Raw genomic sequence first — 18,738 nt, forward strand, 5'->3', positions numbered from 1 at the left:
CGGCAGGCAGCGCCGGCAGGCAGCGCCGGCAGGCAGCGCCGGCAGGCAGCGCCGGCAGGCAGCGCCGGCAGGCAGCGCCGGCAGGCAGCGCCGGCAGGCAGCGCCGGCAGGCAGCGCCGGGGCGGCGCGGGCGGCGGCGGTGCCTGGGGTGGCGGTGGCGGTGGCGGTAATGGTGGGCGGGCGGCGCGGCGGGCGGTGGTGGGTGGTGCCCGACCGCAGCGGCGGGTGGCGAGGGGTGGGCGGAGCGGGGTGGGCGTGGGCGGGTGGGGTGGGTTATTGGCTTACTTGGCGGCCTGAGGGGTGGATTGGGCAGGTTGTTCTTGCTGGGCAGCGGTCGCAGTCGGGGTTTTCGGTGGCTGTGTAGGTCGGGCCCACGCTGGAGGTTGCGGCTGCTTGTACGGCTTCCAGCCAGACTCGGACGCCCTGTTCGTCCAGAGGGGCCTGTTCCAGTTCGGTGGCGCCCGTCTTCTTGTTCTCCTTTGCCACGTAGAGCAGGCGGGCGCCGCCGGGGTCGGTGCCCAGGCCGAGGTGGGTGAAGCCGCCCAACGACGATGCGAGTTGGTAGACGGCTAGCTGTGGGTGCTGGCGGGCCTCTTCCTTTGTCACCGGGGACTTGCCGGTTTTCAGGTCGATCACCACCGGGCGGCCCTCGCGGTCGGTTTCCAGGCGGTCTACTCGGCCTCGGACTCGTAGGTGGGGGCCGCCCGACGGTTTCGGGACCTCCACGTTGATCTCGTGTTCGACCGCCACCTGGGTCAGCTGGTCGCGGCTTGAAGCCAGCCAGGTCAGGAATGTGTCCAGCATCTTTTCCACGCGTAGGCGTTCGCGGCGGGAGAACCACGGGGCGCCGGCGTCGACGGCCGACCAGGCCTCGGCGAGTTTGGCGCGCAGCTCCTTTTCGTCGGCACCGGTCGCCGCAGCTTGGGCCAGGGCGTGGACCAGGGTGCCGGTGACGGACGCCAACTCGGCTGGGTCCTGGCCGCCGTGGCGTTCCACCACCCAGCGGAGCGGGCACTTTGAGAGGACCTCGACGGTGGACGGGGACACGCTGACCGTGTGGTCCTCTGTCCACAGTGGATCGTCGGTCGTCACGTCGGCCAAGCCGTACCAGGAGTCCGGGTGTGCGCCGGGGACGCCGGCTGCTGCTAGGCGGGCCAGTTGGGTCGCGGCTCGGGTGCGGCGGTCTTCGGGTTCGTCGTCGGAGCACACGACTCGGCGGAGTTCGCCGACGAGTTCGGCTAGGACCAAGCCCCGTTCTGGGGTGAAGGTCGGGCGCTCGGGCTGGTCGGTGGAGAGTTCTTCCAGCTCGTCCAGGAAGCGGGACGGTTGTTCGTCTTCGCCTCGAACGGCGCTGACCAGGAGGGTTCGGCGCGCCCGGCTTACGGCGACCAAGAGCAGGCGGCGTTCCTCGGCCAGGAGTGGGGCGATGGCGGAGACCTCCTCGCCTACGCCGGTGAGGGTGTCCACCATTCGTTCCACGCCGAGCAGGGAGCCGCGCAGCCGGAGGTCTGGCCAGCTGCCCTCCTGCACACCTGGGACGGCGACGACCGTCCATTCTCGGCCGGCGGACGCGTGTGCGGTCAGGACGGTTACCGCCTCGCCAATGGGGGCGGAGGCGGCGAGTGTGTCGCCTACGATTTCCTGGGACGCCAGGTAGTCGGCGAAACCCTCGGCGCCTGCGCCTGGCAGGCGATCCACGTACTTGGCCGCCGCCTCGAACAAGCCGACTATCGCGTCCAGGTCGCGGTCGGCCTGCATGCCGGACGTGCCGTGCCGAGCCGACTGGGCTACCCAGCGGTTCTCCAGGCCGGTGGACTGCCACATGTCCCACAGCACCTGCTCGACGCTGTGGCCGTCAGAGATGCCCTTGCGCGCCTTGCGGAGCAGGCCGGCCACGCGACGGGCGGGCATGGCCTCGGCGTCCTCCAGGGCCGCCAGGCGGTCGTCGGATTCGATCACCTCGACGAGGAGCTCGCCGCTGGGGCGGTCGCCGCCTGCCGCCATTTCGAGACGGCGCAGGCCGCGGCGCAAGCGTCTAAGTGCCAACGGGTCCGCGCCGCCCAGAGGGGAAGCGAGGAGCATGGCTGCGGTGTCCTCGTCCAGGGAACCTGGGGAGGCGGCGCATCTGAGGAGGGCCAGGAAAGGGGCCACGGCGGGTTGCTGGGCCAAAGGCAACTCGTTGGTCGGCACTGCCACCGGTACGCCTGCCGCCAGCAAGGCTCGTTGCAGGACCGGCAGCGAACGGCTGGTGGACCGCGCCACCACCGCCATCTCCGACCACGGCACGCCATCGATCAGGTGCGCCCGCCGCAACTGGTCGGCCACCCAGCTCGCCTCCTGCGCCCCGGACGCGAACAGCCGCACCTGCACGTGACCCGACCCCTCCACGGGCAGCACGTCCCGCGTCGGCGACGTGCCGGGCAGCCGCGCGGACAGTCTCCGCACCGCGTCCCGGACCTCCGGCGCCATCCGGTGGCTCTGCCGCAGCACCACGGTCGGCCAGTCCGAATCGGCCAGCAGCACCGGGTCCGCCCCGCGGAACGAAAACACCGCCTGGTCCGGGTCACCCGTCAGCACGAACTCCTCCGCCGCCGCCCCCAGCCGCGACACGAACTCGAACTGCAACGGGTCCAGGTGCTGCGCGTCGTCCACCAGCAGGTGCCGGACCCGCCGCTGCTCCCCCAGCAGCACGTCCGGCTCGGTGTCGAACGCCAGCAGGGCACTGCCGACCAGTTCCGCCGCGTCGTAGGACGCCGCCAGCCCCTGCCCCGCCCCGGCCAACAGGCTGACCTGCTCGTACTGGATCGCGAACAGCCCGGCCGCCACCCACTCGTCCCGCCCCTGCGCCCGTCCCAGCTCCACCAGGTCCTCCGGGGCCAGCCCGCGCTCGGTGGCGCGCAGCAGCAGGTCGCGCAGCTCGTGGGCGAACCCGGGCAACGCCAGCGCCGGCCGAAGCCGCTCCGGCCACTTCCGCGCGCCCATCCCCACGTCACCGGCCAGCAGCTCGCGCACCACCGCGTCCTGCTCCGGACCGGACAGCAGGCGCGGTGTCGGCTCGCCCGCCTGCACGGCCTGCGCCCGCAGCACCGCGTAGGCGTACGAGTGAACCGTTCTGACCAGCGGTTCCTGCGTGGTCGGCAGCACCTCCCCCTCGGCGCTGCTGGTGAGCGACCTCGTGATGTGGGCGCGCAGGGACACCGCCGCCCGCCGGTTCGGTGTCAACACCAAGATCCGCTCCGGGTGCACCCCGCCCCGCCGCACCCGATCGGCCACCACCTCCGCGAGCAGCTCGGTCTTGCCCGTGCCGGGGCCGCCGAGCACCCGCAGCGGCCCGCCGGCGTGGTCGAACACGGCGCGCGCGGGCGCGTCCCAGTGGCGCTCGGGGCGGTCCTCCCGCACCCGGCGCACCAGCAACGGAGCCCGGTTCACTGCCACGTGCCGATGGAACCACGACCCACCGACAATCCCGGCACCGCCCATTTGTACGAGGTCTTGACAAAACGCAGTGGTCTAGTCCACTTTGAGACCCGACCGGAGCCGTCTCCCCGCCGCCGGACGACTCCTCCCTGTGGTCTGGAGGAACGATGAAACCCTTGCGGCGGTTGACGATCGCACTCACCGCGGGTGTCGCGGCGATGGCCCTGGCCCCGGTCGCGGAGGCCGCGCCGAACCCCGTCCTGGCGTCCCCGTACCTGTACCAGTGGGGCAACAAACCCAATCCGGTGAATGTCATGAACGCCACCGGCGTGAAGACCTTCACGCTCGCGTTCGTCCTCTCCGACGGCGGCTGCAACCCCGCGTGGGACGGCACCCGCTCCCTGACCGGCTCGGACGCCACCCTGATCCGCAACATCCGCGCGGCCGGCGGCGACGTGATCCCGTCCTTCGGCGGCTGGTCCGGCCGCAAGCTCGGCCAGTACTGCTCGTCCGCGAGCGCCCTGGCCGGCGCCTACCAGAAGGTGATCAACGCCTACCAGCTCAAGGCGATCGACATCGACATCGAGGCCGCCGAGTTCGAGAACGCGACCGTGCAGGACCGCGTGCTCGGCGCGCTGAAGATCGTCAAGCAGAACAACCCCGGCATCCGCACGGTGATCACCATGCCCACCGACCGGTCCGGCCCGAACACCTGGGGGAAGCGCCTGATCACCCGCTCGAAGGACCTCGGCGCGCAGATCGACGTCTGGTCGGTGATGCCGTTCAACTTCGGCGGCCCCAGCGACCTCGTGGCCGGCACCAAGTCCGCCGTGGACGGCCTGAAGAACCACGTCAAGGCCACGTTCGGGCTCACCGACGACGCCGCCTACCGCCGCAGCGGCCTGTCCTCGATGAACGGCGTCACCGACACCGGCGAGACCGTCACCACCGCGCAGTTCCGCGCCATGCGCGACTGGGCGACCTCGAAACACCTGGCGCGCTTCACCTTCTGGGCCACCAACCGGGACCGCGGCAACTGCGGCGGGTCCACGTCCGACTGCTCCGGCACCAACCAGGGCACCTACGACTTCACGAGGGTCGTGGCCGGCTACACGGGCTGAGTGGAATCCTTGGCCGGGTGGATGAAGAGCTGCACGAGTTGGTCCGCGAGGTGGTGCGGTCGATCCCCCGCGGACGCGTGGCCACCTACGGCGACGTCGCCGACCTGTCCCGCGCCCCGTCGCCCCGGCTGGTCGGCCAGGTCCTGAACCAGGACGGGCACGACCTGCCGTGGCACCGGGTGCTGCGGGCCAACGGCACGTGCGCGCCGCACATCGCCGACGAGCAGTTGCAACTGCTGCGCGAGGAAGGCGTGGTGGCCGACAACGGGAAGGTCAACCTGCGCACGTACCGCTGGGAAGAGGCGGTCAAGGAGAAGGAGGAGGAGCCACCGGGCCTGTGGTGACCCGCGCGGCGACCCGCTCGACCTCGGCGGCCACGTCGGGGTCGCGGGTCAGCGCGGCGGCCAGCCGCAGTTCCGGCAGCGCCTCGGCGGGCCGGCTCCGCCGGGTCAGCGTGCGGCCCAGCAGCAGCCGGGCGTAACCGTCGGACGGGTCGAGGTCGACCAGCGTGCGCAACACGGCCTCGGCCCGCCCCAGCGCGGCGGACTGGAAGTGCGCCAGCGCCAGCTCGGTGAGCACCGTCCGGTCGGTCGGGGCGTGCTCGGCGGCCTCTACCAGGAACCGCGCGGCACCGCTCGGGTCGCCGGCGGCCCGGAACTCGCGGCCCTTGGCCAGCAGCTCGCGGACGTCGGACATTCAGACCTCCTCGTCCGCCGGGCTCACGTGCGGCACGTGGGTCCGGCCCAGTCGACCGGCCTGGAAGTCCTCGATGGCGTCGAGGATCTCCCGCCGGGTGTTCATCACGAACGGCCCGTACCGGGCCACCGGCTCGTTCAGCGGCAGCCCGCCCAGGACCAGCACGTCCCAGGTGGTGTCGGCCTGCATGGTCACCGCCGACCCGTGGCCGAACACGGCCAGCCGCCCTTCCTCCAGCGGCCGCTTCTCCGCCCCGACGGTCCCCCGCCCGGACAGCACGTAGACCAGGGCGTTGAAGTCCTCCGGCCACGGCAGCGCGAGACGAGCGCCCGCGCTGAAGGTCGCGTGCAGGTAGGTGATCGGCGTGTAGGTCATCCCCGGCCCGCGATAGCCCGCCACGTCCCCGGCGATCACCCGGACCAGCGCGCCACCGTCGTCGCTGGACAGCAGCACGGCGTCACGCGCCTTGATGTCCTGGTAGCGCGGAGGCGACCACTTGGCCACCTTGGGCAGGTTCACCCACAACTGCACGCCGTGGAACAACCCGCCCTTGGCCACCATCTCCTGCGGCGGGAGTTCGCTGTGCAAAACGCCGCTGCCGGCGGTCATCCACTGGGTGGCCCCGTCGGTGATCAACCCGCCACCACCGGTCGAGTCCTGGTGCTCGAACGCCCCGTCGATCATGTAGGTGACCGTCTCGAACCCCCGGTGCGGGTGCCACGGCGCCCCCTTGGCCTCACCCGGCCCGTACTCGACCGCACCCATGTGGTCGAGCAGCAGGAACGGGTCGGCCAGCGCGAGGTCCGCGCCGGGGAACGGCCGCCGGACCTGGAAGCCCTCCCCTTCGAGGAACTTCTGCGCCTGGACCACCTTCCGGACCGGCCGCCAGCCGGTCGCGACCTCGGACAGCTCGGGCAGCCTGGGCAGGGTCAGGGTGTCTGCGGTGACGGCGGGCATCGCTGCCTCCTTCGACGGGGACCTCCAGGATGCGGGGGTCGCTCAGCCCGCACAACCTGGTTGAAGTCTCAACTATTCCCCGGCGAAGTCCTACGCCACGTCCTCCAGGCAACGCGCCTGGTAGTACCTCAACAACACGGCCTCGACGACCCGCAGATGTGCCCCGATGGGCGCGGCCACGACTGAAGCGCCCGACTCGGCCACCGCCCGGTGGAACAAACCCGGCGCGAGCAGCCAAGACGCCACCGCCACGCGGCCCGGCGTCGACGCGATCACCTCCGAGATGTGCGGCGACGCGGTAGCCGCGTAGCCGATCTGGACCGGACCGCCCACCCGCCGTGACAGCGCCTGGGCCACCTTGCCGACCTCGGCCAACGCCCGCGCGTCCGAAGACCCCGCCGCCGCCAGCACCACCGAGTCGCCGGGCTCCCAGCCCGCCTCCTCCAACCGCGCCACCAAAGCCGGCACCAAAGCCGGCCCGATGGGAGCGGTGACCACCACATCGGGGTGGCCCGACGCCTCGATCTGGGCCGGGATGTCCACCCGCACGTGGTACCCGGCCGCCAGGAACGCCGGCACGACCACGGCTGGACCGTCTACCGAGCGCAGCACGGCAGTCACGTCAGGCTGCCGAACGTCCGCATAAGCCACCCGCACCGGCACGCCGCCCAACCGCGACCGCACCAGCGCGGCGATCTCCTCCACCACGACGGCACCAGCGGGATCACGCGTGCCGTGTGCCACGAGAACCAACGTCATACCGCGACTCCAGCGGGGTCCATGGCCAGTCGGTAGCCGCGTTTCACAACCGTCGTCACCATCCGGGGCTCGCCCAGCGCCGTCCGCAGCCGGCCGATCGCCGTCTCCACCGCGTGCTCCTCGCCACCACTGGGCAACGCGGCCAGCAACTCGCGCCTCGACACCACCCGGCCCCGCGCGGCGGCCAGGACGCGCAAAACCGCCATCGGAGCGGGCGCGACGGGCCGGAGTTCGCCGTCCACCACGACCGCCTGGCCGCGCAGCTCGATGTCCCGGGCGGCGATGCGCAGGCGGGTCGCCCGCGCGGGCAGGGCCAAGGTCAGCTCACGGGCCAGGGCGCCGATCCGAGCCCTGGCCGGCTGCACCACGGGCACACCGGCCGCGACCAGCGGACCGGCCGTGATCGACCCGACGCCCACCACCAGCACGTCCGACCGCAGAGCGCTCACGAGCTCCTTGTAGCGACCGGTCGCCGAAGCCAGCTTCAGCAGGTTCGCCGCCGCCGGCGCGCTGGTGAAGGTCAACGCGTCCACCTGACGAGCCAGGACGGCGTCCACCAGGCGGTCCAGCGGAGCGGAGTCGACCGGGCCGGTCCAGCGGTACACCGAGACCGGGACGACCTCCGCACCCGCGTTCTCCAGCGCCGACACGAAATCGGGCAAGGGCTCGCCGTGCTGCTGCACCGCGATCCGCTTGCCCGCCACCCCCGATCGGATCAGGTGGTCGAGCAGTTCGGCGTTGCTCTCGCCCTCCGGCGACCACGCCTCCACCAGACCCGCCGCCCGCACGGCCCCGCGCGCCTTCGGACCGCGGGCCATCACCTGCGCGCCGGACAGCCGGTTGAGCAGGCGCGCGGCCAGGCCCCAGCCCTCCGCGGCCTCGACCCAGCCCCGGAAACCGATGCCGGTGGTCGCCACCGCGATGTCCAGCGGCCGTTCCACCACCTCGCGGGTGGCGGCCAGCAGTTCCGCGTCGTCGGGCAGCGGCACGATGCGGATCGCCGGGCCGTGCAGCACGGTCGCGCCCTTGCGCTCCAACAGCGCCGTCAGTTCGTCGGCCCGCCGGGCGGCGGTCACGCCGACCGTGTACCCGGCCAGCGGGGCGGCGTTCACGGCGACCCGACCTGGACGATGCCGTCGGCCACGCGGACCGGGTGGACGGGGACCGCCGTGGACGGGTCGTCCAGGCACTTGCCGGTGCTCAGCTCGAACGCCTGCTTGTACACCGGCGACACCACCACCGGCACGCCGCCCCGGTCGCCGACGATGCCCCGAGCCAGCACGGCGGCGCCGCTGAACGGGTCGATGTTGCCCAACGCGTGCACCTGGCCGTCGTGGGTCAGGAAGACGGCGACCTGGGTCCCGTCGGGCAGCAGGGCGGCCACGCCGCTCTCCGGCTGCAACGCGCTCAACTCGCACACGGGTGTCATCTGACGACCTCCGGAATCCCCAGCAGGACAGGAACCTTCTGACCGCGTTCCTCGCGGAAGGAAATCGTCGGGTCGGGCGTGCCGGGCGCGTTCACGAAGGAGGTGAACCGGGCCAGCTTCTCCGGGTCCTCCAGCACACCGCGCCACTCGTCGGCGTAGTTGTCCACGTGCTTGGCCATCGCGGCTTCCAGGTCGGCGCAGATGCCGAGGCTGTCGTCCACGATCACCGCGCGCAGGTGGTCCAGCCCGCCCTCCAGGCCCTCGATCCAGGTCGAGGTGCGCTGCAACCGGTCCGCCGTGCGGATGTAGAACATCAGGAACCGGTCGATGAGCTTGATGAGCGTTTCGGTGTCCACGTCGGACGCGAGCAGGTCGGCGTGCCGGGGCGTGAACCCGCCGTTGCCGCCCACGTAGAGGTTCCAGCCCTTCTCGGTGGCGATGACGCCGAAGTCCTTGCCCCGCGCCTCCGCGCACTCCCGCGCGCAGCCGGACACCGCGGACTTGAGCTTGTGCGGCGACCGCAGGCCCCGGTAGCGCAGCTCCAGCTCGATCGCCAGGCCCACCGAGTCCTGCACGCCGTAGCGGCACCACGTGGTCCCCACGCACGACTTCACCGTGCGCAGCGCCTTGCCGTAGGCGTGGCCGGACTCGAAACCGGCGTCCACCAACCGCTTCCAGATCTGCGGCAGCTGGTCGACGGTCGCGCCGAACAGGTCGATCCGCTGCCCGCCGGTGATCTTGGTGTAGAGGCCGAAGTCCCGGGCCACCTCGCCGATCACGATGAGCTTCTCCGGCGTGATCTCGCCGCCGGGGATGCGCGGCACCACCGAGTACGTGCCGTTGCGCTGGAGGTTGGCCAGGAAGCGGTCGTTGGTGTCCTGCAGGACCGCCTGCTCGCCCTCCAGCACGTGGCCGTTGTCCAGCGACGCCAGGATCGACGCCACGGCGGGCTTGCACAGGTCGCAGCCGCGCCCGCGGCCGTACCGCGAGATCAGCTCGGTGAACGTGGTGATGCCGGTGACCCGCACGATCTCGAACAGCTCGGCGCGCGACTGCTCGAAGTGCTCGCACAGCGCCTTCGACTGCTCGACACCGCACTCCGAGAGCAGCTTCTTCAGCATCGGCACGCACGAACCGCAGCCCGTGCCCGCCTTGGTGCACGCCTTGATCCCCGGCACGTCCACGGCCTCGCCGGAGCCGATCACGTCCACGATGTGCTGCTTGGTCACCGCGTGGCACGAGCACACCTGGGCGTCGTTGGGCAGCGACAGCTCCACCCCGCCCGCCGGCCCGATCAGCGACACCGGGTCGCCGGGCACCGGGCGGCCGACCAGGGGCCGCAGCACCGGGTACTTCGAGGCGTCGCCGACCAGGATGCCGCCGAGCAGCGTCTTCGCGTCGTCGGACACCACGACCTTGGCGTAGGTGCCCGCGACGGCGTCGTTGACCACGACCTCCAGCGCGCCCTCGGTCTGCGCGTGCGCGTCGCCGAACGACGCCACGTCCACACCCAGCAGCTTCAGCTTGGTCGAGGTGTCCGCGCCGGGGAACTCCGCGGTGCCGCCGAGCAGCCGGTCCGCCACCACCTCGGCCATCGAGTAACCCGGCGCGACCAGGCCGTACACCACGCCGCCGATGTTGGCGCACTCGCCGATGGCGTAGATGTTCTCGTCCGAGGTCCGGCAGGCGGAGTCCACGACGATGCCGCCGCGCTCCCCCACCGCCAGGTCGAACTCGCGGGCGAGCTGGTCGCGCGGCCGGATGCCCGCGGAGAACACCACGACGTCGAGGTCCAGCTCGGTCCCGTTGGACAGCTTGGCGATCAGCCGGTCGCCGTCGCGCTCGATGGACGAGGCGGACGTGCCGGTGTGCACGGTCAGGTCCAGCTTCTCCACCAGCCGCCGCAGCAGCCCGGCGCCGCCCTCGTCCACCTGCAACGGCATCAGGCGGGGACCCAGCTCGACCACGTGCGGCGAGATCCCCATGCCGCGCAACGCGTTCGCGGCCTCCAGGCCGAGCAGACCGCCGCCGAGCACCATGCCCGCGTGCCGACCGGAGGAGTGCGCGCCCTCGACCGTGGCCCGGATCGCGTCCAGGTCCTCGATCGTCCGGTACACGTGGCACCCGGGCAGGTCGCGGCCGGGGACCGGCGGCACGAACGGCACCGACCCGGTCGCCAGCACCAGCGCGTCGTAGGGTTGCGCCCGGCCGGACATGCTCCGGACGACCTTGTCGTCCCGGTCGATGTGCACGACCAGGTCGTTGAGGTTCAGCTCAACCAAGGGGTCTTCGTGCGGCGCGAGGCTCAGCGTGTCCGCGTCCCAGGTGTCCACATAGGACGACAGCGCGACCCGGTCGTAGGCGGGACGCCCCTCCTCGGCGAACACGACGATCCGCCACTGGTCGGTGACGTCCTTCTCGCGCAGCGCCTGCACGAGACGGTGTCCGACCATGCCGTGACCGACGACAACCAGCGTTCGCGTCATGGGACCATTCCTTCCTCTTGCCCGGCTATGCTCACCGGGGACCGTGTCGTGACAAGGTCGCGAATGTTGCGCAGGTGTTAAAGCAGCCTCACGCCGCACGTCAGAGCGTCGTGCGCGTCACAACCCGCGTGTCACACGCCCGCGTAGGCGAGGCTCGGCACCCGCGCGAAGACGCGGCTGCGCAGGTAGAACCACCACGTCGTGGCCACGCAGAGGCCGTAGAACACCAGGAACGCGGTGAGGGCCGGGGCCAGGGTCTTGCTGCCCTCCAGCGAGAACTTGAACACCAGGTTCACCAGCACGCCGCCGAACGCCCCGATCGCGCCCGCGATGCCGACCACGGCCGCCGCCTGCCGCTTGGCCGACGCGGTGTCCGCCACCTGGGTGGCGAAGATGGCCGGGATCATCCGGTAGGTCGAGCCGTTGCCGATGCCGGCCAGCACGAACAGGGCGATGAACGAGGTGAAGAACAGCGGGAAGTTCTTGGTGCTCACGCTGACCAGCACGCCCACCACGCCCAGCGCCATGCCCAGGAACACCGCCATCGTCACCTTGGCGCCGCCGAACCGGTCCGACAGCCAGCCGCCGAACGGCCGGCTCACCGACCCGATCAGCGCGCCCAGGAACGCCAGCGCGACGAAGCTCTTGTGCTCCACGAAGCTGATCTTGATCAGCGACGGGAACGCGAACGAGAAGCCGATGAACGAGCCGAACGTGCCGATGTACAGGAACGACATCACCCACGTGTGCTTGTTGGACATCGCCTTGCGGTAGGACGTGCCGTCCGGCTTGGCCTGGGTGAGGCTGTCCATCAGGAACCACGCGCACGCGGTGGCCACGACGATGAACGGGATCCAGAACAGCGCCGCGTAGGCCAGGTTCACGCCGGTGCCGATGCTGATCACGATCGGCACCACGAGCTGCACCATCGCCACGCCGAGGTTGCCGCCGGCCGCGTTCAGGCCCAGCGCCAGGCCCTTCTTGCCCTCCGGGTAGAAGAACGAGATGTTCGCCATGGAGGACGAGAAGTTGCCGCCGCCGAAGCCCATCGCCGCCGAGGTCAGCAGGAAGAACCAGTACGGCGTGCCCGGGTTGGTGACCGCGATGATCAGCATGGTGGTCGGGATCAGCAGCAGGCTCGCGCTGACCGTGGTCCACGCCCGGCCGCCGAACTTCGGCACCGCGAACGTGTAGGGGATGCGCAGCACCGCGCCGACCAGGTTCGGCACGATCAGCAGCCAGAACGTCTGGCCGACGCTGAAGCTGAACCCGACCGAGCCCAGGCTCACCACGACGATGCTCATCAGGCTCCACACCGTGAAGCCCAGGTTCTCCGCCAGGATCGAGAAGACGAGGTTGCGGCGCGCCACCTTCTTCCCGGTGCGCTCCCAGAACTCCGCGTCCTCCGGGTTCCAGTCGTCGATCCACCGTCCGCGTCGTTTCGGCTGCGGCGCAAGGGTTTCGGTCTCAACCACCGTGCTCATTGCGGCCTCCCAGGCTCGTGATGCGCAGACCGTAGGAACGGCCCGTTACCTCGACGTTCGACCAGGTGTCGCGTGCGGCAACTCCGGCGCACATCAGACGGGTTGGGGCTGTGAGGCGGAGAGCCAGTCGACGATGCCGCACACCGCGTCCTTGCACCCGCCACACCCCGTGCTCGCGCGCGTCTTCTCCGCGATCGCGGAAACCGTTGTGGCGCCCGACCTCCAGGCGCTGACGATCTGTCCTTTGCTGACCGTGTTGCACCGGCACACCACCGCCGACGCGGGCAGGTCCGCCGGGCTCGCCTCGTTCTCCGCGGGCAGCGCGCGGCCCAGCAGCAGCGCCAGCCGGTCGGTCGGCGCGGGCAGGCCGCGGTCGAACAGCTGGGTGATGGCCGCCGCCGCGTCCGGCGCGCCGAGGACGATGGCGCCGGTCACCTTGTCGTCGCGCAGCACCAGCTTCGCGTACCGGCCGCGCGCGGGATCTTGGAAGCACAGGACTTCCGCGTCCGGTGCGTCCACATCGCAGTGCACGTCACCCAAAGCGGCCAGGTCGACGTCCCGTGCCTTGAGCCGGGTCACCACGGTGGTCCCGGAGTAGCGGGACGCGGGCGCGGCGCCGGTCACCAGGTCCGCCACCACGGCGGCCTGCTCCCAGGCGGGCTGCACCAGGCCGGACACCGTGCCGACGTGCTGCGCGCAGTCGCCGATGGCGTGCACGCGCGGGTCGCTGGTGCGCAGGGCGTCGTCCACCAGGATGCCCCGGTCCACCGCGATCCCCGCCTGCTCCGCCAGCCCGGTCTCGGCGCGCACGCCGGCCGACACCACGACCAGCTCAGCCGGCACCTGCGTGCCGTCGTCGAGCAGGAGCCCTTCACCCGGCAGGTACTTCGCCGCCAGCGCCCCGAGCCGGAACTCGATCCCCAGCGTTTCCAACGTCTTGGCCAGCACCCGGCCCGCGCCCGGGTCGAGCTGGCGCTCCATCAGGTGCCCCACCGGGTGCACGACGGTCACCAGGCAGCCGCGACCGGCGAGCCCCCGCGCGGCCTCCAGCCCGAGCAGACCGCCGCCCAGCACCGCCACCGGCGTGCCCGGCGAGGCCGCGTCGACGATCCGCGCGCAGTCGTCCAACGACCGGAACGCCACCACACCCGGCGCCAACGAGCCGTTGCCGTCCAACAGGCCGTCCGTCGGCGGCACCCACGACCGCGCACCGGTGGCCAGCACCAGCGAGTCGTACGGGACCTCGGTGTCGCCCACGTGCACGACCCGGCGGGTGCGGTCGATCTTGGTGACCGAGCCGCCCAGCCGCAGGTCCACGTGGTGCTTCGCGGCCCAGTCCGGGTCGTGCAGGCGCACCGCCTCCGGCGTCAGCGACCCGGCGACCACGCTGGACAGCAGCACCCGGTTGTAGGCGGGGTGCGCCTCGTCGCCGAGCACGGTCACGGAGACCCGTTCCGCCTTCGGGTCCCGCCTGCGGATCTCGTCGGCCAGCCGGGCCCCGGCCATGCCGTAGCCCACGACGACAACGTTCCTGGTCATACCGGCTCCAATCGGACGGCGCACACCTTGAACTCGGGCATCCGGCTGGTCGGGTCCAGCGCCGGGTTGGTCAGCAGGTTGGCGCGGCCCTCACCGGCGAAGTGGAAGGGCAGGAACACCACGTCGATCCGCATGGACGGCACGCACCGCACCCGCGCCACCGTCCGGCCGCGCCGCGACACCACCGCGCCGAGGTCGCCCTCGCGCAGCCCGGCGCGCACCGCGGTGTCCGGGTGGACCTCGACGTAGGCCTCCGGCTCGGCGTTCACCAGTTCCTTCACCAGCCGGGTCTGCGCGCCGGACTGGTAGTGCTGGAGGACCCGGCCGGTGGTCGCCTGCAACGGGTAGTCCGCGTCGGGCATCTCCGCAGGTCCGCGGTGATCGACAGCGATGAACCGGGCACGGCCGTCCGGATGGGCGAACCGGTCCAGGAACACCCGCGGCGTGCTCTTCTCCACCACCGGCCAGTGCAGGGCCTCCCCGGACCGCAGCCGCTCGTAGGTGACACCCGAGTAGTCCGCGATCCCACCCTTGGAAGCGACCCGCAGCTCCTCGAACACCACCTCGGGCTCGATCGGGAACCGCTCCACCGGCTGCCCCAACCGCAAGGCCAACCCCTGAAGAACCTCCAGGTCGCTGCGCACACCCGATGGCCGCTCAACAGCCACCTGGCGCAGCAGGATGCGGCCCTCCAGGTTGGTCATCGTGCCGCTCTCCTCCGCCCACTGCGTGATCGGCAGCACGACATCGGCCATCGCGGCCGTCTCGGACAAGACGAGATCGCAAACAACAAGCAGGTCCAACGCACCCAAGCGGTCAGCCACGTGCTGCGACCGGGGCGCGGACACGACCAGGTTGCTCCCGAACACCAACAGCGCCTTCGGCCCACCGTCCTGGCCCAACGCGTCCAGCAGCTCGTAGGCGGAGCGCCCCGGCCCGGGCAGGTCGTCCACACCCCACACGTCCTGGATGTACGCACGGGCCGCCGGGTCGTCGATCTTCCGATACCCGGGCAGTTGGTCGGCCTTCTGCCCGTGCTCACGCCCACCCTGCCCGTTGCCCTGACCCGTCAGGCACCCGTACCCCGAACCGCGCCGCCCCGGCAGGCCCAGCGCCAGCGCGAGGTTGATCCACGCCGACACGGTGTCCGCGCCGCTGGCGTGCTGCTCGGTGCCCCGTCCCGTCAGGACGTAGGCGTTCTCCGCCTCGGCCAGGATCCGCACGGCGGCCCGCTGGTCGGCGACCGGCACCCCGGTGACCCGCTCGACCCGCTCCGGCCACCAGGAGGCGGCGATCTGCCAGGCCTCGGCGAACCCGTTGGTGCGCTCCTCCAGGTAGTCCTTGTCCAGGTGGCCGTCCGCGACGGCGCAGTGCAGCAGGCCCAGCGCGAGCGCCAGGTCGGTGCCCGGCGCGGGGGCGAGGTGCAGGGTGGCCAGCTCGGCGGTGGCCGTGCGGCGCGGGTCGACGACGATCAGCTCCGCGCCCTTGAGGTGCTGCACGAACGGCGGCATGGTTTCCGCCGGATTACCGCCGACCAACAGCACCGCGTCCGCTTGGTCGAGGTCTGTTACGGGGAACGGCATCCCCCGGTCGAGCCCGAACGCCTTGATGCCCGCCGCCGCCGCGCTCGACATGCAGAACCGGCCGTTGTAGTCGATCTGGGACGTCCCCAACGCCACCCGCGCGAACTTGCCCAGCAGGTAGGACTTCTCGTTGGTCAGCCCACCGCCGCCGAACACGCCGACCGCGTCCGGCCCGTGCAGCTCACGCAGTTCGCGCAGCTTGGCGGCGACAAGATCAAGCGCCTCGTCCCACGTGGCCGGCTCCAGCACGCCGTCCCGGCGCACCAGCGGCGTGGTGAGCCGGGCGGGCGAGGTCAGCAGCTCGGCGGACGTCCAGCCCTTCTGGCACAGGCCGCCGCGGTTGGTCGGGAACTCCCGCGGCGACACCTTGCCGTCGGTCACGGACATCGCGCACTGCAGCGCGCAGTACGGGCAGTGGGTGTCGGTCACGGGGCCGACGGTAAGAACGGCCTGTTAACGGCGCAGCGCGGAATGTTTCGTCCACGCGAACTTGCTCCGGCACCACGCGTGGACCGCGGGTGAGGTCACAGCAAGGCGGTCACCTTCGTGGCCGTTCTTTCCAGCCCTACCAGCGATTGCGTGCTCGACAGCGGGTGCAGGGCGTGCACGGCGAGGCGGAAGAGTGTCGCGCGCAACAACACCTGTGGCCATTCCGCCAGGTGGGACCACCGCTGCACGAGCCCGTGATCCGCGCCACCCCACGAGAGCGCGTCGACCACCACGATCGCCGCGCCGTACTCGGCCGGCCGCCAGTAGGCGGTGAAGTCGATGATCGCCGGCGCGGCGTCCCCCGCGAACAGCACGTTGCCGAACAGGTCGCCGTGCACGACCTGGGGCTTGAGCTGGACCGGCTTGCGGTAGGCGGAGAGCAGTTGGAACAGCCGCCCGCCGAGGTCGGGGTCGAGGTCGGCGGACTCCTCTTCCCAGGCGAGCCGGTCGGCCCGGGCGAACAGGTCCGCGCGGGCGTCCAGGAAACGCGGCTTGGGCAGGTCCTTGGTGGCCGCGTGCAACTTGACGGCGACCTCGACCACCTCGTCGTGCCGCGGTTCCGCGCGACCCGACAGGTACTTGGTGGCGGCCCACCCGCCGACGACGTACCGCCCGTCGGTGGACCGCAGGGGTCTGGCCACCCGGACGTTGTCCACGGACAGCGTGTCCAGCGTCTTGGCCACCCACGTGGCCTCGGCGGGCTTGCCCGCCGGCCGGATCGCCGCATCACCGCACCGCCACACCGGACCGGCGTCGATCAACTCCGGTTCAGCGTCACGCGCACCAAACGCGGCACGCACGTGCGACGGCGGCGGCTCCGGAGATGGGGTCACGGCACGGCACGCTACCCGTCGAGCCCTCGTGTTTGGTGGACCTCGCCCGGCTCTGCCGCCGTGTGCACCCGTCCGGCCTATCCGCACTATTGCGGTTTCAGCCCAAACCCCGGATGTGTCCTCCACCACACCCACGCCACGGCAAGACACCCTGCCCCCGGCGCTCTTCGGCGCGTAGCGCCCGGGTCGGGCAGCGCCGCCGGGGCACACACCCCGACCCGGGCTTCTTGCTTGTGTCATCCCCGTATGGCCCGCCCGAAGGGCTACCACAGATTTCCCGGGTGCCGCTGAAAAGTTTTGCGAGGAACGAGCAAAAGTTTTTAGCGGCACCCGGGAAATCTGTGGTCGGCTTTGCCGGTCATGCGGGGATGACACAAGCAAGAAGCCCCCGCAGTTGTAGTTGTGTCATCCTTGGCGGCTCGCCCGCCGGCGAGGCGCTTTTGATCTTTAAACCGGCGCTCACCTGCTCAAATCCACGCTTCGCGGGTCAAAACAGGACGCGCTCCGCGCTACTTGAGGAGGAACGCGCTTCGCGCTTTCAAGCTCGAACCCGCCGGCGCGCCCTTACGACGAAGAGCGCGCCTGGAGGCCCCGGGCGGACGAAGTGCGCCGAAAAGCAGCCGCCACGCGGCGAAAAGCGAGCCGCCCGCCGCAACCCGAGGGTCGCGGCGGGCGGCTCGAAGCAACAGCTCAGTAAGGCAACAGCTCAGTAAGTCGGCAAGCTCGTGTCGACCTCACGCGCCCAAGCCAACACCCCACCACCTACGTGCACCGCGTCCTTGAACCCGGCCTGGTGGAGCACCGCCAGCGCCTCCGCCGACCGCCCGCCCGACTTGCAGTGCAGCACGATCTGCTTGTCCTGCGGCAGTTCCGCGAACGCCTCGCCGGACAGGATCCGGTCCTTCGGGATCAGCACGGAACCCGGGATCCGCACGATCTCGTACTCGTGCGGCTCGCGGACGTCGATCAGGACGAAGTTCTCGCCGCTGTCCTGCTTCTGCTTCAGCTCCAGCGGGGTGATGGTGTTGCCCGCCGCCGCCTGCTGGGCCTCGTCGGAGACCACGCCGCAGAACGCCTCGTAGTCGATCAGCTCGGTGATCTTGACGCTCTCCGGGTCCTTCCGGATCTTGATCGTCCGGTAGGACATCTCCAGGGCGTCGTACACCATCAGGCGACCCAGGAGCGGCTCGCCGATGCCGGTCAGGAGCTTGATGGCCTCCGTGACCATGATCGAGCCGATCGACGCGCACAGCACGCCCAGCACGCCGCCCTCGGCGCACGACGGGACCATGCCGGGCGGCGGGGGCTCCGGGTAGAGGTCGCGGTAGTTCAGGCCCTGGCCGTTCGGGGCGTCTTCCCAGAACACGCTTACCTGGCCCTCGAACCGGAAGATCGAGCCCCAGACGTACGGCTTGCCCAGCAGGACCGCGGCGTCGTTGACCAGGTAGCGGGTGGCGAAGTTGTCGGTGCCGTCGAGGATGAGGTCGTAGTCGCGGAAGATGTCGAGGACGTTCTCCGAGTTCAGGTGCGTCTGGTGGAGGTTCACCTTGACGTACGGGTTGATCTCGGCGATCGACTCGCGCGCGGACTCGGCCTTCGGCTTGCCGATGTCGGACTGGCCGTGGATGACCTGGCGCTGGAGGTTCGACTCGTCGACGGTGTCGAAGTCCACGATGCCCAGCGTGCCGACCCCCGCCGCGGCGAGGTAGAGCAGCGCCGGCGATCCGAGCCCGCCCGCGCCGACGACCAGGACCTTCGCGTTCTTGAGCCGCTTCTGCCCGTCCACCCCGACGTCCGGGATGATCAGGTGCCGGCTGTACCGCGCGACTTCCTCCTTCGTCAGCTCCGCTGCGGGCTCCACGAGCGGCGGAAGCGCCATCTGATCCTCCTCGACGAGACATGTCCTCTACCGATGGACAACACCAGACTGGACCACCGTCTTCCC

The 18,738-nt window shown here is 71.0% G+C and carries 14 protein-coding genes; 2 read left to right on the forward strand and 12 right to left on the reverse strand.

Features of this window, described 5'->3' with window-relative positions; all coding sequences use genetic code 11:
• Nucleotides 1–273: 273 nt before the first annotated feature.
• Entirely contained in the window at nt 274–3,480 is a 3,207-nt protein-coding gene (locus RIN75_RS37105) for an ATP-dependent helicase (protein WP_375296072.1), read from the reverse strand.
• Between the two features lie 104 nt (nt 3,481–3,584).
• Between RIN75_RS37105 and RIN75_RS37110 the strand changes: the two genes are divergently transcribed.
• Both RIN75_RS37110 and RIN75_RS37115 read left to right on the forward strand, forming a co-directional pair.
• Nucleotides 3,585–4,538, forward strand: coding sequence for a chitinase (locus tag RIN75_RS37110; protein ID WP_309116775.1), 954 nt, complete (start codon nt 3,585–3,587; stop codon nt 4,536–4,538).
• Nucleotides 4,539–4,555: 17 nt separating this feature from the next.
• The gene (locus RIN75_RS37115) at nt 4,556–4,882 is read left to right on the forward strand and encodes an MGMT family protein (RefSeq protein WP_121222825.1); all 327 of its coding nucleotides are present in this window, start codon (nt 4,556–4,558) and stop codon (nt 4,880–4,882) included.
• Here RIN75_RS37115 and RIN75_RS37120 read toward each other — a convergent pair.
• The 11 genes from RIN75_RS37120 to moeZ form a co-directional block, all read right to left on the reverse strand.
• Entirely contained in the window at nt 4,845–5,234 is a 390-nt protein-coding gene (locus RIN75_RS37120) for a tetratricopeptide repeat protein (protein WP_309116776.1), read from the reverse strand. The genes RIN75_RS37115 and RIN75_RS37120 overlap by 38 nt on opposite strands.
• Nucleotides 5,235–6,191 carry a pirin family protein gene (locus RIN75_RS37125; RefSeq protein ID WP_309116777.1) on the reverse strand — a complete coding sequence of 319 codons (957 nt, stop codon included), beginning with the start codon at nt 6,189–6,191 and terminating at the stop codon, nt 5,235–5,237.
• Nucleotides 6,192–6,281: 90 nt separating this feature from the next.
• Nucleotides 6,282–6,950: a sirohydrochlorin chelatase gene (locus tag RIN75_RS37130; protein ID WP_309116778.1), complete on the reverse strand. Its 669-nt coding sequence runs from the start codon at nt 6,948–6,950 to the stop codon at nt 6,282–6,284.
• Nucleotides 6,947–8,062 (reverse strand): uroporphyrinogen-III synthase, encoded by a 1,116-nt coding sequence (locus tag RIN75_RS37135; RefSeq protein WP_309116779.1) that lies wholly within the window; start codon nt 8,060–8,062, stop codon nt 6,947–6,949. Before RIN75_RS37135 ends, RIN75_RS37130 begins: the two co-directional genes overlap by 4 nt.
• Complete coding sequence (gene nirD / locus RIN75_RS37140) at nt 8,059–8,379, reverse strand: nitrite reductase small subunit NirD (protein WP_309116780.1); 321 nt, start codon at nt 8,377–8,379, stop codon at nt 8,059–8,061. The genes RIN75_RS37135 and nirD overlap by 4 nt, the downstream gene beginning before the upstream one ends.
• Nucleotides 8,376–10,865: a nitrite reductase large subunit NirB gene (gene nirB / locus RIN75_RS37145; RefSeq protein ID WP_309116781.1), complete on the reverse strand. Its 2,490-nt coding sequence runs from the start codon at nt 10,863–10,865 to the stop codon at nt 8,376–8,378. The genes nirD and nirB overlap by 4 nt, the downstream gene beginning before the upstream one ends.
• A gap of 131 nt (nt 10,866–10,996) precedes the next feature.
• Nucleotides 10,997–12,349: a nitrate/nitrite transporter gene (locus RIN75_RS37150; protein WP_309116782.1), complete on the reverse strand. Its 1,353-nt coding sequence runs from the start codon at nt 12,347–12,349 to the stop codon at nt 10,997–10,999.
• Nucleotides 12,350–12,442: 93 nt separating this feature from the next.
• Complete coding sequence (locus RIN75_RS37155) at nt 12,443–13,888, reverse strand: FAD-dependent oxidoreductase (protein ID WP_309116783.1); 1,446 nt, start codon at nt 13,886–13,888, stop codon at nt 12,443–12,445.
• Entirely contained in the window at nt 13,885–15,900 is a 2,016-nt protein-coding gene (locus RIN75_RS37160) for a molybdopterin-dependent oxidoreductase (protein WP_309116784.1), read from the reverse strand. The genes RIN75_RS37155 and RIN75_RS37160 overlap by 4 nt, the downstream gene beginning before the upstream one ends.
• A gap of 95 nt (nt 15,901–15,995) precedes the next feature.
• Entirely contained in the window at nt 15,996–16,793 is a 798-nt protein-coding gene (locus tag RIN75_RS37165) for a TIGR02569 family protein (RefSeq protein ID WP_309116785.1), read from the reverse strand.
• A 706-nt stretch (nt 16,794–17,499) separates the two neighbouring features.
• On the reverse strand, nt 17,500–18,672 hold the full coding sequence (moeZ, locus tag RIN75_RS37170) for an adenylyltransferase/sulfurtransferase MoeZ (protein WP_309116786.1): 1,173 nt from the start codon (nt 18,670–18,672) through the stop codon (nt 17,500–17,502).
• Nucleotides 18,673–18,738 lie beyond the last annotated feature (66 nt).

This window comes from Saccharothrix sp., from assembly GCF_031180885.1.
GTDB lineage: Bacteria > Actinomycetota > Actinomycetes > Mycobacteriales > Pseudonocardiaceae > Actinosynnema.

Coding starts and splice junctions, on each gene's coding strand:
- RIN75_RS37105 (WP_375296072.1), bottom strand. CDS start 3,480: ATGGGCGGTGCCGGGATTGTCGGTGGGTCGTGGTTCCATCGGCACGTG.
- nirB (WP_309116781.1), bottom strand. CDS start 10,865: ATGACGCGAACGCTGGTTGTCGTCGGTCACGGCATGGTCGGACACCGT.
- RIN75_RS37125 (WP_309116777.1), bottom strand. CDS start 6,191: ATGCCCGCCGTCACCGCAGACACCCTGACCCTGCCCAGGCTGCCCGAG.
- RIN75_RS37155 (WP_309116783.1), bottom strand. CDS start 13,888: ATGACCAGGAACGTTGTCGTCGTGGGCTACGGCATGGCCGGGGCCCGG.
- RIN75_RS37110 (WP_309116775.1), top strand. CDS start 3,585: ATGAAACCCTTGCGGCGGTTGACGATCGCACTCACCGCGGGTGTCGCG.
- RIN75_RS37120 (WP_309116776.1), bottom strand. CDS start 5,234: ATGTCCGACGTCCGCGAGCTGCTGGCCAAGGGCCGCGAGTTCCGGGCC.
- nirD (WP_309116780.1), bottom strand. CDS start 8,379: ATGACACCCGTGTGCGAGTTGAGCGCGTTGCAGCCGGAGAGCGGCGTG.
- moeZ (WP_309116786.1), bottom strand. CDS start 18,672: ATGGCGCTTCCGCCGCTCGTGGAGCCCGCAGCGGAGCTGACGAAGGAG.
- RIN75_RS37130 (WP_309116778.1), bottom strand. CDS start 6,950: ATGACGTTGGTTCTCGTGGCACACGGCACGCGTGATCCCGCTGGTGCC.
- RIN75_RS37150 (WP_309116782.1), bottom strand. CDS start 12,349: ATGAGCACGGTGGTTGAGACCGAAACCCTTGCGCCGCAGCCGAAACGA.